Source organism: Rhodococcus sp. 852002-51564_SCH6189132-a, assembly GCF_001665495.1.
GTDB lineage: Bacteria > Actinomycetota > Actinomycetes > Mycobacteriales > Mycobacteriaceae > Rhodococcus > Rhodococcus pyridinivorans.
In genome coordinates this window covers 33,012-47,392 of the sequence record NZ_LZMJ01000086.1, presented here as the reverse complement: position 1 = coordinate 47,392, position 14,381 = coordinate 33,012, and the positions used below count along the sequence as shown (strand labels likewise).

At 69.0% G+C, this 14,381-nt stretch carries 13 protein-coding genes and 1 pseudogene; 10 read left to right on the top strand and 4 right to left on the bottom strand.

Translation table 11 applies throughout. From position 1 onward, the window contains the following. The first annotated feature begins 2 nt into the window (after positions 1–2). The 6 genes and pseudogenes from A5767_RS21660 (at position 3) to A5767_RS21640 (ending at position 3,121) form a co-directional block, all read left to right on the top strand. The gene (locus tag A5767_RS21660) at positions 3–365 is read left to right on the top strand and encodes a VanZ family protein (protein ID WP_064853122.1); all 363 of its coding nucleotides are present in this window, start codon (positions 3–5) and stop codon (positions 363–365) included. Positions 366–462: 97 nt separating this feature from the next. Next, positions 463–723, top strand: a pseudogene (locus A5767_RS24065) (SAV_915 family protein); the annotation flags it as partial. A 53-nt stretch (positions 724–776) separates the two neighbouring features. Then, positions 777–1,058, top strand: a complete 282-nt coding sequence (locus A5767_RS21650) for a hypothetical protein (RefSeq protein WP_064853120.1) — start codon at positions 777–779, stop codon at positions 1,056–1,058. Between the two features lie 2 nt (positions 1,059–1,060). After that, positions 1,061–1,561 carry a hypothetical protein gene (locus A5767_RS23870; RefSeq protein WP_231913254.1) on the top strand — a complete coding sequence of 167 codons (501 nt, stop codon included), beginning with the start codon at positions 1,061–1,063 and terminating at the stop codon, positions 1,559–1,561. Next, positions 1,558–2,196, top strand: coding sequence for a hypothetical protein (locus tag A5767_RS23865; protein WP_231913253.1), 639 nt, complete (start codon positions 1,558–1,560; stop codon positions 2,194–2,196). The genes A5767_RS23870 and A5767_RS23865 overlap by 4 nt, the downstream gene beginning before the upstream one ends. Next, complete coding sequence (locus tag A5767_RS21640) at positions 2,183–3,121, top strand: hypothetical protein (protein ID WP_006550167.1); 939 nt, start codon at positions 2,183–2,185, stop codon at positions 3,119–3,121. The genes A5767_RS23865 and A5767_RS21640 overlap by 14 nt, the downstream gene beginning before the upstream one ends. A 3-nt stretch (positions 3,122–3,124) precedes the next feature. On the opposite strand, the gene A5767_RS21635 is transcribed toward A5767_RS21640, so the two are convergent. The 3 genes from A5767_RS21635 to A5767_RS21625 all read right to left on the bottom strand — a co-directional run bounded on the left by A5767_RS21635 (position 3,125) and on the right by A5767_RS21625 (position 5,870). Further along, the gene (locus A5767_RS21635) at positions 3,125–3,955 is read right to left on the bottom strand and encodes a tyrosine-protein phosphatase (protein WP_006550166.1); all 831 of its coding nucleotides are present in this window, start codon (positions 3,953–3,955) and stop codon (positions 3,125–3,127) included. A gap of 48 nt (positions 3,956–4,003) precedes the next feature. Beyond that, positions 4,004–5,338 carry an L-lysine 6-transaminase gene (gene lat, locus A5767_RS21630; protein WP_064853119.1) on the bottom strand — a complete coding sequence of 445 codons (1,335 nt, stop codon included), beginning with the start codon at positions 5,336–5,338 and terminating at the stop codon, positions 4,004–4,006. A 67-nt stretch (positions 5,339–5,405) separates the two neighbouring features. Beyond that, on the bottom strand, positions 5,406–5,870 hold the full coding sequence (locus A5767_RS21625; protein WP_033097078.1) for an Lrp/AsnC family transcriptional regulator: 465 nt from the start codon (positions 5,868–5,870) through the stop codon (positions 5,406–5,408). A gap of 36 nt (positions 5,871–5,906) precedes the next feature. Between A5767_RS21625 and amaB the strand changes: the two genes are divergently transcribed. Then, a complete protein-coding gene (amaB, locus tag A5767_RS21620) occupies positions 5,907–7,412 on the top strand; it encodes an L-piperidine-6-carboxylate dehydrogenase (protein ID WP_064853118.1) in 1,506 nt (501 codons plus the stop codon). A gap of 28 nt (positions 7,413–7,440) precedes the next feature. On the opposite strand, the gene A5767_RS21615 is transcribed toward amaB, so the two are convergent. Further along, on the bottom strand, positions 7,441–7,698 hold the full coding sequence (locus A5767_RS21615) for a DUF7218 family protein (RefSeq protein WP_006550162.1): 258 nt from the start codon (positions 7,696–7,698) through the stop codon (positions 7,441–7,443). A 100-nt stretch (positions 7,699–7,798) separates the two neighbouring features. On the opposite strand from A5767_RS21615, the gene A5767_RS21610 reads away from it, so the two are divergent. The 3 genes from A5767_RS21610 to A5767_RS21600 are packed head-to-tail and all read left to right on the top strand — an operon-like array spanning position 7,799 to position 14,381. Beyond that, entirely contained in the window at positions 7,799–9,169 is a 1,371-nt protein-coding gene (locus tag A5767_RS21610) for an FAD-binding oxidoreductase (protein WP_006550161.1), read from the top strand. 37 nt (positions 9,170–9,206) lie between these two features. After that, positions 9,207–9,767, top strand: coding sequence for a hypothetical protein (locus A5767_RS21605; protein WP_006550159.1), 561 nt, complete (start codon positions 9,207–9,209; stop codon positions 9,765–9,767). A gap of 51 nt (positions 9,768–9,818) precedes the next feature. Further along, on the top strand, positions 9,819–14,381 hold the full coding sequence (locus A5767_RS21600; protein WP_064853117.1) for an ATP-dependent helicase: 4,563 nt from the start codon (positions 9,819–9,821) through the stop codon (positions 14,379–14,381).

Genomic DNA, 14,381 nt, shown 5'->3' with positions numbered 1-14,381 from the left:
CCGTGCCGTCCACGCTCCTCCGGCACCGCGCTCTGCCCCTGATCCTCGCGGGCGTCGTCATCACCGCGATGCTGCTCTCTCCCGGCGGTACCGTGCCGAGCGGTCCTCCCCATGCCGACAAGGTCACGCACGCGTTGATGTTCGTGGCCCTCGCGCTGTGTTCCCGCTACGCACGGATCTCCCCCGTCGTCACCGTGGTGTGGCTGGGTCTCTACGGCGTACTGACGGAGATCCTCCAGGCCACCGTCGCGGTCCGGCGCTCCGGGTCGTTCTGGGACTGGTGCGCCGACCTTGCCGGTGTCGCGATCGGTCTCGCCGTCGCGGCGGTCGTCGGCTCACGTTCTCGCACGCGGTCGAAACCGTAAGCATCAACCCGTGATTCGTCACAAACCCTGATGCTGGTAGCCTCCTCTGCGCCGACAGTCCGACGGGGGATCGGACAGGCTGTTCACGGGGGAACGAATGTCGCAGGAACAGGTCGCGGACGCACTACCGACGGTGCTCCCGCCGTATCTCTATCTACCGTGCGCGGACGCGGTCCCGGATCCGGCCGATGCCACCGTCGACTATCGGTATCTCAGCGACGGCCGCATCGCGCTGCTCGCCTACACGGCTCTCGACCGTCTCCACTCCTGTTGCGGCGCCGGGCAACCGTGGCTGGTGCTGCCCACGCACATGCTCCCGCGACTGCGGGAGGCACAGCCGTGGGATTCGCTGCTGCTCGACGTCCCGATACCCGAAGCGGAACGTCGGCACCCGGCCTCCGGAGACGCGAGATGGGCCTGTACGTCGATCCCGACGAACTCGATCGGGCCGCAGGCATCTACACGGGTGCGGCCACCGACACCGCGGATCTCGTCGACACCTGCCCCACGAGTGTGGACGCGGGTCTCGCGACCGGTCCGCTCACCGGCATGCTTGCGCAGATCGTCACCGACCTCGCCGGCATGGTCGAGGTGCTCGGCGGAACGGGTGGCCTGCTGACGACCACAGCGCAGACGTACCGGGAAGCCGACGACGAGGCCGCCGCCGCGCTCGTCCGGACCTGGTCGGAGTGACCGTGCCGATCGACACCTTCATCGCCGGCAACCCCACCGATATCCGACGGGTCGAGGACTGGATCCGCACGACGCTGGGCACCACGATCGGGAACGTCGCCGACGCCGCAGCCCGGGCGCGCCGCATCGCCGACGACGCTTGGGAGGGCGACGCTTCCGAGACCTATCTCGGCAGGTCGAGCGAACACGTCCACGCCATCGACGATTTCCACGCGCGGACATCGAAGACCGCCGATGTCTTCGCGGACCTGTCGGACGAACTGTCGCGCGCCCTGTCCGACATGGCCGACATCCGCGCTCGTGCCTTGGCCGCGGGATTGCCGGTCGTATGCAACACGATCGGTAATCCTCCCCCGGGTGACGACGAAGCCGCTTTCCGGAGGACCTCGGCAATCAAGAAGCGAGTGACGCCGCCGAGGCGGTGCACGCTCGCTGGTCCGTCGCAGTCGCAACCGCCACGAACACCTGGACCGGACACCCGTGGTCCGCGTCCTTCCTCGTGAGCACCGCGCTCGACTACGTCGACAAGAACCTGCAAGGCAGGATCGCGGACCTCCTCACCATGCAGCAGCACCTCCAGACCGAGGCGATCCGTGAGATGGAGCGATTTCTCTCGCTTTCGCCGGACACACCCTACGACGAGTTACGACGTCTGTTCGGTTCTGCGCGGGAACCACTCGACGATCTGGTGGCGACCACCGGACGCCTCGACGACATGGCATCGATGTCCCGGACCGCCGGCCGGGCCGCGGGGACCATAGGTCTCGTCGCCGGTGTCGGGCTCGACTATTTCGCGGGTGGTGAGTCCCTCGAACAGGCCGTGGTATCCAACAGCCTCGGTCTCGGAGCATCGATAGCCGCCGGTTCCGCGGCAGGTGCGATGGTCGGGTCGATCGTTCCGGGCGCCGGCACGGCGTTCGGAGCGGTGGTCGGCGCAGCAGCAGGGACGGTCACCGGAATCTTCACCTCCGGCGCGGTCGACAATCTCTACGAGTCGAGCACGAAATCGATTGGTGGATCCTTCAGCGCTGGCCTGGCCGAAGTCGGAAGTGCTGCAAGCGCAACCAAAGAACTCGCCGGTGCCTCCATCGGAGGATTGGCCAGGCTGGGACGAGGAGCATTCGATGCCATCTTCTGACGACCACGGTCTCCGCACCTACGGCGACTCGCGTGCCCCTTTCGTCGTTCTCGGGACCGGAATCGTCGGTCTCGTCTTCCTGCTGCTCGTCCCGGCAGTGTTGATCGAGCAGGCAGCACAGGGGGCTCCCCTCGAACTGCCCAGGGGCTGGCCGGTGATCCTGGCGCTGAGCGCCACGATCCTCATGTATCCGGTGCTCGGCTTCCTCATGTACAGCCCTCGCACGAAGGCGGACCACATCACGGCGGACACCGGATCCACGGCACCGGCGCTGGTTCTGCGGCAGTCGTCCTGGGTGTTCCGGATCGCTTTCGTCCAGATCGGAGCGTTCACGCTCATGCTCCTCGGGCTCATCTGGCTGACGGGCGAGCCCGACGAACAGCGGCTGGACATCAACGTCGTCCTGGCCGTCCTCGCCTGCGCGTGGCAGGTCGGCTACTGCTTCCTCATCGTCCGACACAAACTACGCCCCGGTTACATCACACTCTCCGCCGAGGGAATCCGCTTCAGCGATCACGCCACGGACACCTGGATCCCCTGGGAGGCAACGGCGTCCGGAGTACTGGCCGATCCCCTCTATGTCGTCGTGCCGGCCCTACCGGCGCGTGGCGCCACCACGAGTTCGCGGGTTCCACTGCCGTGGCGGATCATCGACGACCGCAAGGACGGCGACCTACGTCCCTCATCCCGGCGCCGCCCCGGGCACACTGCCCGCATCGACCGGCGCCGGTTCGAGATCGCTCCCGAACTCCTCGACGCCGTGCTCGACCACTATCTCCGCGACCCCGACGCCCGTGCCGAACTCGCCGATCCCGACGCTGTCGCACGCCGAGTCGACGAGCTGCGCTCCTACGCACCCGGACCGCGATGGCGACGCTACGGTCCGGTCCCCGTGCCGACCCTGAGCACGCCGGCGCCGAGGTGACGGTCAGGCGGTCACGTTCGAATCGACGAGCCGGATCCGCAGGGACTGCAGGGTGTCGTCGTCGAGACCGAGTCCGGCAGCGAAGTACTGCTCGATGGTTCCGTAGCGCGACAGCGCCTCCTCGATCGCCACCTCGAGGTACTCGCGACGCACACCGAGCAGGGGTGTGATCAGTTCCGGATCGCCGCCGAGCGATGCGAACCGGGCGAAGAAGTCGTCGAAATGCGGGAGCAGTTCGTCGTTCGTGCGCAGGTAGTCGGCGAAGACGGCTTCCTGGTCGGCGCCGGCGAACAGGAGCAGCGAGGCCGCCGCCCAGCCGGTGCGGTCCTTGCCGGCACTGCAGTGCACGAGCCCTGGAACGTCTCCGTGGGCGACGGTGCTCGCCAGGGTCCGGTACGACGCCACGGCACTCGGCAACGTGACGAACTCGCGGTAGCTCTGCCGCAGGTACTCGACAGCACGACCGTCCCCGAGTGTCTGCGCCACCAGCTCCGGGTTGGATACGAGTTCCGGCAGCGCGGCCGCGATCGATCCGCTCTGCCGGTCGGCGAGGACGTCGAGCCCGAGGTGCCGGGCACCGTCGGGGACACGATCGGGACGGCGCTGCTGTTCCTCGAGCGTGCGCAGGTCGAAAACCGTCGCGATGCTCAGGGCCTCGAGGGTCTCGACGTCGGTGTCGGTCAGGCGGCTGAGGTCCGTGGAGCGGAAGACCACCCCGGTGCGGACCACGCCGCCGAACGAACTCCGGCAACCGCCGATGTCCCTCAGGTTGACCAGCGACGGAATCGCGAAGGATTCGCCGCCGGTTACGGTCTCGTCCAGTGCATCGGCCATATCCGACAAGCTACCGTCGTCCGGCCGCGAACAGGGGGACCCGCCCCGTCATTCGTACTGCGAGGTCACCCTGTCGAGTGCGGCGACGGTCTCGTCGAGCTCGTGGGTGGTGACGACGAGCGGTGGCCGGAAGCGGATGCCACGCGTGCCCGTCCCGATCACGAGGACGTGCTCGTCGCGGTACAGCCGTCTCAGCACCTCGTCGCGGATCTCCGGAGTCGGGAGATCGACCGCGCACATCAGTCCGCGTCCCCGCGGCTCGGTGACGACCGGTCGTCGCGCGGCGATCTGCTGCAACCCCGACAGCAGGTGCGCTCCGCTCAACCGGGCGCGGTCGATCAGCCGGTCGTGCTCGACGACCTCGAGGATGCGACGGGCCCGCACCATGTCGGTGAGATTGCCGCCCCACGTCGAGTTGATCCGCGAACTCACGGCGAACACGTTGTCGGGCACCTCGTCGATACGTTCGCCGGCCATGATCCCGCACACCTGAGTCTTCTTGCCGAAGGCGACGATGTCGGGGGTGACGCCGAGCTGCTGGTAGGCCCATGCGGTGCCGGTCGTGCCGGCGCCGGTCTGCACCTCGTCGAAGATCAGCAGGGCGTCGTTCTCCCGGCACAGCTGCGCGATCGCCCGGAAGAACTCGGGACGGAAGTGGTGGTCGCCGCCTTCCCCCTGGATCGGTTCGGCGATGAAGCATGCGATGTCGTGGGCGCGTTCGGCGAAGGCTCGTCGGGCCTGCTCGAGGGCCTTCTCCTCGGCCGCGGCGACATCACGGCCCTCGACAAGATAGGGCGCGTCGATCCGCGGCCAGTCGAACTTGGGGAACCGATCGGTCTTGACCGGATCGGTGTTGGTCAGCGACAGGGTGTACCCGGTGCGGCCGTGGAAGGCCTCGGTCAGGTGCAGCACCGATCCGCCCAGGTGGGCGGGCAGACCGCGGGATTCGTTGAGACGGCTCTTCCAGTCGAACGCGACCTTGAGTGCGTTCTCCACGGCGAGCCCACCACCGTCGACGAAGAACAGGTGCGGGAGCGCCGGGTCGCCGAGAACGCGCACGAAGGTCTCGACGAAGCGCGCCATGGGCACGGTGTAGATGTCGGAGTTGCTGGGCTTGTTCGCCGCGACGGCGGCGAGTTCGTGCGCTGTCTCCGGATCGGTCAGCGCAGGATGGTTCATCCCGAGCGTGGACGACGCGAAGAACCCGAACATGTCGAGATAGGTCGTTCCGTCCCGGGCGTCGACGAGGCGGACTCCGCGGGAGCGGTCGAGATCGAGGACGAGGTCGAAACCGTCGGCGAGCATGTGCCGGCCGAGGATGCTGTGTACCCGGTCGGGGGCGAGATTCTCGGCACCGTCCGGGTTTCGGAATGCAGTGCTCATGACCCCACCGTACGCGAGACTCAACGGGACAAACCCGGTATCACAGCAACATTTACGGCGCAGAGGCCTATCGTTCGTAAAATGTTTGCAGAACGACGGTGCTGCGGGTGGCGACATCGGCGGTCGCCCGGATCTCCTGCAGCAACCGCTCGAGAGCGCGAGGAGACTCGACACGCACGAGGAGGATGTAGCTTTCGTCGCCTGCCACCGAATGACACGATTCGATCGCGGAGATGTGCCGGAGGCGGGCCGGCGCGTCGTCGGGTTGCGACGGGTCGAGAGGGGTGATCGCCACGAACGCCGACAACATCAGCCCGAGCGCTTCGGGATCGACGCGCGCGCTGTATCCGCGGATCACGTTGCGCGCCTCGAGTCGACGCACCCGCGACTGCACGGCCGAGACGGACAATCCTGCCTTCTCGGCGAGCGCCGCGAGCGTCGCGCGACCGTCGGCGACCAGTTCGCGCAGCAGCATCCGATCGATGTCGTCCAGCGACTCCTTCGACGAGTCGTTTCTCGAGGATTCGGGCACCAGCGCAGGGTATCCGAGCAATAAAGGAGCTCACCGATGAATGCGACCACCGATCTCGCCGATCGCGCGGCGACCGCTCTGAGACAGTGCGGTGTCGACGCCCTGCCCGACGACGCGGCGCTCGCGGTGACCAGCCCGGTCGACGGCAGCGTGATCGGACACCTTCCGGTCCACTCGGCCGCCGAGGTCGACGCGACGATCACGGCGGCGGCACAGGCCTTCGAACAGTGGCGCCACGTCCCCGCCCCGGTGCGCGGCCGCGTGGTGCGACGGCTCGGCGAACTGCTCGTCGAGCACAAGCGGCATCTCGCCGAGCTCGTCACCCTGGAGGCGGGGAAGATCCCGTCGGAGGCCGCGGGCGAGGTGCAGGAGATGATCGACGTCTGTGAGTTCGCCGTCGGTCTGTCGCGACAGCTCTACGGGCGGACGATGCCGTCCGAGCGGCCCGGGCACCGGCTCATGGAGATCTGGCATCCGCTCGGCGTGGTGGGCGTGATCTCCGCGTTCAACTTTCCCGTGGCGGTGTGGTCGTGGAACACCGCGATCGCGCTGGTGTGCGGCGACCCGGTGGTGTGGAAACCGTCGGAGACCACCCCGCTCACCGCCCTCGCCTGCGACGCGCTGCTGCGCCGCGCCGCCGCCGACGTCGGCGCCCCCGGCGGTCTCCATCACCTGCTCCTCGGCGACCACAGGGTGGGTGAGGCGCTCGTCGACGATCCCCGTATCGCCCTGGTGAGTGCGACCGGCTCCACCCGGATGGGGCGGATCGTCGGGCCGCGGGTCGCGGCGAGGTTCGGTCGCTGCCTGCTCGAACTCGGCGGCAATAACGCGGCGATCGTCGCTCCGTCCGCCGATCAGGACCTCGCCGTCCGGGGCGTCGTGTTCGCCGCAGCCGGCACGGCGGGCCAGCGCTGCACCAGCCTGCGCCGGCTGATCGTGCACCGATCGATCGCCGACGAAGTCGTCGAGCGGATCGCGAAGGCGTACTCGCATCTGCGAGTGGGGAATCCGCTCGACGAGGGTGTGCTCGTGGGTCCGCTCATCTCCGAACGGTCCTACGAGGCGATGACCGCGGCGCTCGACCGCGCGCAGACCGACGGAGGCACACTCGTCGTCGGCGGTGAGCGAGTGGACGTCGCGGGTGGCGGTGTGTACGTCTCCCCCGCGCTGGTCCGGATGCCCGCACAGAGCGAGGTGGTGCGCGAGGAGACCTTCGCCCCGATCCTGTACGTCCTCGACTACGACGACCTCGACGAGGCGATCGCATTGCACAACGGTGTCCCGCAAGGACTCTCGTCGTCGATCTTCACCCTCGACCAGCGCGAGGCCGAATTGTTCCTCGCCCGATCCGACTGCGGCATCGCGAATGTCAATATCGGCACCTCGGGGGCCGAGATCGGCGGCGCCTTCGGCGGGGAGAAGCACACCGGCGGCGGGCGCGAATCCGGATCGGATGCGTGGAAGGCGTACATGCGGCGGGCGACGAACACCGTCAACTACTCGACGGAGCTGCCGCTCGCCCAGGGTGTCGAGTTCGGCTGATCCCGAACTCGGGGGTCCGGGCGGCTGGCTAGTGGTTGCGCAGTGCGTCGATCAGTTCGTCCTTCTTCATGTCGGAGTAACCGGTCATGCCCAGTTCCTTCGCACGCTTCTTCAGGTCGTCGACCGTCCAGTCGTCGTAGGAGCCGGACTTGCCACCCTTCTTCCCGACCTGCGACTTACCCTCGTTCGCAGCCGCGTTGGAGATCCGGGCCGCCTTCTCCTTGGAGGCACCGTCCTCGCGCAGGTCCTCGTACATCTTCTCGTTCTTGATCGACGGATTCGGCATCGTCTTCTCCTTTCCGTGTCCTGCGGAAGGGGTACCCGACGACACTTCACCCAATCAGAGGATCTGTGGCCTGTGACACATCCTGTGGTAGACCTGGGGCGTGTATCCAGGGAACCTGCTCGACGAACTCCGCGGGCAGCTGCCCGCCGGCGCACTGATCATCGATCCCGACATCCTCGCCGGCTACCGGCAGGACCGGGCGCAGGACCCGGACGCCGCGGTTCCCCTCGCGCTCGTACGGGCCACATCCACCGCGGACGTGCAGGCGACACTGCGGTGGGCGAACGCCCACCGGGTGCCGGTAGTGCCCCGCGGTGCCGGCACGAGTCTGTCCGGCGGGTCCGGCGGGCTCGCCGACGGGATCGTGCTCAGCACCGAGAAGATGCGGGCGATCACCGTCGACACCGCGACCCGCACCGCCGTCGTCCAGCCCGGTCTGCTCAACGTCGAGGTGAAGCAGGCCGCGGCCGAACACGGACTCTGGTATCCACCGGATCCGTCGTCGTTCGAGATCTGCACGATCGGCGGCAACGCGGCCACCAATGCCGGTGGGCTGTGCTGCGTGAAGTACGGGGTGACGACCGACTACGTGCTCGGACTCGAGGTGGTCCTCGCCGACGGTACCGCGGTGCGGCTCGGTGGTCCGCGGGTCAAGGACGTCGCGGGCCTGTCGCTGACGAAGCTGTTCGTCGGCAGCGAGGGCACTCTCGGGGTCATCACCGAGGTGACCTTGCGCCTCGTCCCACCGCCGCCACCGGCGTCCACGATGGTCGCGACCTTCGCCACCGTGCAGGCCGCCGCCGACGCGGTCGTCGCGATCACCGCGGTCCTGCGACCGGCGATGCTCGAATTCATGGACAGGGCGTCGATCGGGGCGGTGGAGGACATGCTGCGCATGGGACTCGACCGCACCGCCGAGGCCATGCTCATCGCACGCTCCGACGCACCCGGCAACGCGGCCGCGGAGGAGATCGAGATCATGGTGCGGGCCTGCCGCGAGGCCGGCGCCGACGACGTCTTCGCGACCGACGACCCCGAGGAGGGTGAGGCGTTCACCGTCGCCCGCCGCATGGCGATCCCGGCCGTCGAGCGCACCGGCAGCCTGTTGCTCGAGGACGTCGGGGTGCCGATCCCCGCACTGCCGGAACTGGTGAGCAGAATCGCCGATCTCGCAACCCGACACGACGTCACCGTCGCCGTGATCGCCCACGCCGGGGACGGCAACACCCACCCGCTGATCGTCTACGACCCCGCCGACGAGGACATGACGGCGCGGGCGCAGACGGTCTTCGGGAAGATCATGGATCTCGCGATCGAACTCGGCGGCACCATCACCGGTGAACACGGTGTCGGCCGGCTCAAGAAGGCCTGGCTACCCGATCAGGTGGGACCGGACGTGATGGCGTTGACCGAGCGGATCAAAGCCGCGCTCGACCCGAACGCGATCCTGAATCCCGGCGTGGTGATCTGATGACCCACACCACATCGGCTGCGGTCATAATCGTCGCGTGAACACCCGTGTGCCCCCGTCAACGACCGCCCTGCCGCTGCGCGAGACCAAGTACCGCGAGCTCGAACAGTATCCCGAGTTCGGCTCCGTCACGGCCTGGCTCCGCGACGTCGTGTCGTCGATCGTGCCCAACGCCCGCATGAGCGAATGCGAGTACTGGTCCGTCGTGTGTCTTCCCGCCGGCGAGCCGGACGACCCGCGGAAGCCGCTGGTGTCGGTGCACGCCGGCAACATGGCGGTCGCAGGGATGTTCCTCGACCTCTCCGACGGGCAGCGGAGCCTCGCCGGCTACGTCCGTGTGTCGGGGGCCGAGCTGGAGAAGGCGTCGGGTTCGACCCGCGAGCAGCTCGCGGCGGACTCCCCCGGCCTCTCCTTCATCGACGAGGGCTCCGTGGTGTCCGTGGTGTGGAGCGACGAACCCGCCGCGCGGGAGCAGTTCGAGGCGCTGCCGTGGCGGGCCCCGGCGCGGGCGCTCGTGACGGAACTGATGCGCGGCGGCCGCAACTCCTGGGCCGACGATCACTGCCGGCAGATCGCCCGGTTCGCGTACGACGACTGAGTGGGTTCACGTGCGGCGACTGAGTGTGTCGGTCGGCGGGTAGACGATGGGATGGTGACCGACATCCTCGATCGTTTCTCCGCGCCGACCCGGGCGTGGTTCGCCGGGGCGTTCGAGTCCCCGACCCCGGCCCAGCTCGGCGCGTGGGATTCGATCTCCTCGGGAGCCCACACGCTCGTCGTCGCCCCCACCGGCTCGGGCAAGACCCTGTCGGCGTTCCTGTGGTCGCTCGACCGGCTCTCGTCCACCCCGGCCGACGAGCACGCCGCGCGCGAGCACCGCACCCGCGTGCTGTACGTCTCGCCGCTCAAGGCCCTCGCCGTCGACGTCGAGCGCAACCTGCGGTCTCCGCTCGTCGGCATCACCCAGACCGCGAAACGGCTCGGTCTGACGCCACCCGACATCACCGTCGGTGTGCGTTCCGGCGACACCTCCCAGGCCGATCGTCGCGCCATGGCGCGCACGCCACCGGACATCCTCATCACGACGCCCGAGTCGCTCTTCCTCATGCTCACCTCGTCCGCGCGGGAGAACCTCGTCGGTGTCGAGACGGTGATCGTCGACGAGGTCCACGCGGTGGCGGGGACGAAACGCGGGGCGCATCTCGCGCTGTCGCTCGAGCGTCTCGACCAGCTCCTGCGCGCGCCGGCCCAACGCATCGGGTTGTCGGCCACCGTGCGACCGCACGAGGAGGTCGGCCGGTTCCTCGCCGGTTCCGCCCCCATCCGGATCGTCGCGCCGCCCTCGGCGAAGACGTGGGATCTCGCGGTGCGCGTACCGGTCGAGGACATGACCGAACTCGGGGTTTCCGAGCCCGACGAGGAATCGTTCTCACCCACACCGCAGGCCGGGTCGATCTGGCCGCACGTCGAGGAGCAGATCGTCGATCTCATCACCGAGCACCGGTCGACGATCGTGTTCGCCAATTCCCGGCGACTGTCCGAACGTCTCACCGCCCGGCTCAACGAGATCCAGGCCGAACGCCTCGGCGAGCAGGTGGACCGCGAGGGCGCACCGCCTTCGCAGCTCGGATCGCCCACCGAGACCACCGCCGGCGCTGCACCCGTGCTCGCCCGCGCCCACCACGGGTCGGTGAGCAAGGACCAGCGCGCTCTGATCGAGGACGATCTCAAGTCGGGCCGGTTGCGGTGCGTGGTGGCGACGTCGAGTCTCGAACTCGGCATCGACATGGGTGCGGTCGATCTCGTGATCCAGGTCGAGGCTCCGCCCTCGGTGGCCAGCGGTCTGCAGCGCGTCGGTCGCGCCGGGCACCAAGTGGGCGAGACCTCACGCGGCGTGCTGTTCCCCAAGCACCGCACCGATCTCGTGCACTGCGCGGTGACCGTCGAGCGGATGGTCGAGGGACACATCGAGGCGCTGCAGGTCCCGGCGAATCCACTGGACGTGCTCGCCCAGCAGACGGTCGCGGCCACGGCCCTCGAACCCGTCGACGTCGACGACTGGTTCGACACGGTGCGGCGCAGCGGATCGTTCGCGACGCTCTCCCGCGGCGTCTACGAATCCGTCCTCGACCTGCTCGCCGGCCGCTATCCGTCCGACGAGTTCGCCGAGCTCCGTCCCCGGGTGGTATGGGACCGCACGGCCGGCACCCTCATCGGCAGGCCCGGCGCCCAACGGCTCGCCGTCACCTCCGGCGGCACGATCCCCGACCGCGGCCTGTTCACCGTGTACATGGTCGGCGAGAAGAACACGCGGGTGGGCGAACTCGACGAGGAGATGGTCTACGAGTCGCGAGTGGGTGACGTCTTCGCGCTCGGTGCCACCAGCTGGCGGATCGAGGAGATCACCTTCGACCGGGTGCTGGTCTCCCCCGCCTACGGCCGGCCCGGCCGGTTGCCCTTCTGGCACGGCGACAGTCAGGGTCGACCCGCCGAACTCGGTGCCGCGCTCGGCGCATTCCTGCGCGAGATGGGCCACGCCTCGCCGGAGGACGCCGAGACCCGCTGCCGCAAAGGTGGTCTCGACGACTACGCCACCGGAAATCTCATCCGTCTGCTCGACGAGCAGCGCACCGCCACCGGTCACCTGCCCACCGACCGAACACTCGTCGTCGAACGGTTCCGCGACGAACTCGGCGACTGGCGGCTGGTGCTGCACTCGCCGTTCGGGTTGCGAGTGCACGCGCCGTGGGCGCTCGCGGTGGGCGCGCGACTGCTCGAACGCTACGGCATCGAATCGCACCCCACCCCGTCCGACGACGGCATCATCGTCCGACTGCCCGACACCGACGACGCCCCGCCCGGCTCGGAGATCTTCGTCTTCGACACCGAGGAGATCGACGACATCGTCACCGAACAGGTCGGCGGCTCCGCGTTGTTCGCGTCCCGCTTCCGGGAGTGCGCGGCGCGGGCCCTGCTCCTGCCCCGCCGCAACCCGGGCAAGCGCGCCCCGCTGTGGCAGCAGCGCCAACGATCGGCGCAACTGCTCGACGTCGCTCGCCGCTTTCCCGACTTCCCGATCCTGCTCGAGACGGTGCGCGAGTGCCTGCAGGACGTCTACGACCTGCCTGCTCTGCGCGACCTGCTCGGCAGCATCGCCCAGCGCAAGATCCGGCTGTTAGAGGTCGAGACCCCCACGGCCTCACCGTTCGCGACGTCGCTGCTGTTCTCCTATGTGGGTGAGTTCCTGTACGAGGGCGACAGCCCGCTCGCCGAACGTCGGGCCGCGGCACTGTCGCTCGACTCGACGCTGCTCGCCGAACTTCTCGGCCGGGTCGAGCTGCGCGAACTGCTCGACGCCGACGTCATCACCGAGGCCGAGCACGAACTGCAACGCCTGACCCCGCAGCGACGCGCACGCGACGCCGAGGGCGTCGCCGATCTGCTGCGTCTGCTCGGTCCGCTCACCGAGGCCGAGCTGCGCGAGCGCACCACCGACGACCCGACGTCCTGGATCGAGGATCTCGAAGCGCAACGCCGCGCGTTGCGTGTCTCGTACGCCGGTGAGCACCGATGGGCGGCGGTCGAGGACGCCTCACGCCTGCGCGACGCGCTGGGCGTGCCCCTGCCGATCGGGGTCCCGACGGTGTTCGTCGAACCGGTCCCCGACCCGCTCGGCGATCTGATCGCCCGGCACGCCCGCACCCACGGCCCGTTCACCACCGCGCAGGCCGCCGCCCGGTTCGGACTGGGCACGGCGGTCGTCGAATCCGTCCTCGGCCGGCTCGCGTCCGAGAAGCGCGTCACGGCAGGCGAATTCCGCCCGGGTGCGAGCGGATCGGAATGGTGCGACACGGAGGTGCTCCGAAGGCTGCGGCGCCGGTCGCTCGCCGCCGCCCGGCAGGACGTCGAACCCGTCAGCACCACGACCCTCGGACGATTCCTGCCCGACTGGCACCACCTCGGCACCGGCCCGGGCACGAGTGCGCTCTACGGCATCGACGGTGTCCTCACCGTCGTCGAACAACTCGCCGGGGTACCGGTGCCCGCGAGCGCCCTCGAACCGCTGATCCTCGCTCCCCGCGTGCGCGACTACACCCCGACGATGCTCGACGAACTCACCACGACCGGTGAGGTCCTGTGGTCGGGTGCCGGGTCCATCTCCGGGAAGGACGGCTGGGTGGCACTGCATCCGGCCGATCTGGCCCCGGCGAGCCTCGCTCCGGTCGACGACATCGAGCTGGGGCCGGTGCACCGGGCGATCCTCGAGTCGCTCTCGGGCGGCGGCGCGTACTTCTTCCGGCAACTCGTCGACGCCGTCACCGTCCTCCACACCACGGCGAGCGACACGACGGTCGCCGACGCCCTGTGGGAGCTGGTGTGGAGCGGGCATATCGCGGGCGACACCCTCGCCCCGCTGCGCGCCCTGATCGGCGACACCTCCCGTGCCAAGCCCGCCCACCGCACCCCGCGCCGGGCGCCGCGCGCCCGGATGTACCGGGCCCGGCCCACGCTGCCGAGCCGCACCGGGCCACCGACCGTGAGCGGGCGCTGGTCGATGCTGCCCGAACGCGAGACCGACGCGACGGTCCGCGCACACACCACCGCCGAACTGCTGCTCGAGCGGTACGGCGTGGTCACCCGCGGTGTCGTCGTCGGCGAGGGTGTGCCCGGCGGATTCGCGACGATGTACAAGGTGCTCAGCCGGTTCGAGGAGACGGGCCGGTGCCGCCGCGGTTACTTCGTCGATTCGCTGGGCGGAGCGCAGTTCTCGACACCGTCGGTCGTCGACCGTCTCCGGTCGTTCTCGGATTCGATCGAGGGCCGGCACTCGGAGACCGCGGCCGTCACCCTCGCGGCGTGCGATCCGGCCAACCCGTACGGTGCGGCACTGCCGTGGCCGAAGTCGTCGGCCGACGACGACGCGCCGCGGCACCGGCCGGGCCGCAAGGCCGGTGGACTCGTGGTGCTCGTCGACGGGGCGCTCGTGCTGTTCGTCGAACGCGGCGGACGCACGCTGCTCACCTTCGACGACGATCCGGGCCGGTTGCGCAGCGCATGCGCGTCGCTCGCTGCGAGCGTCAAACGCGGTGGTGTCGACAAGATCGTCGTCGAGAAGGTCGACGGTGAGACGATCCATGGGCACGAGTTCGCCGGATATCTTGCCGAAGCGGGATTCTCGGCGACCCCGCGCGGCTACCGGCTGAGGTTCTGA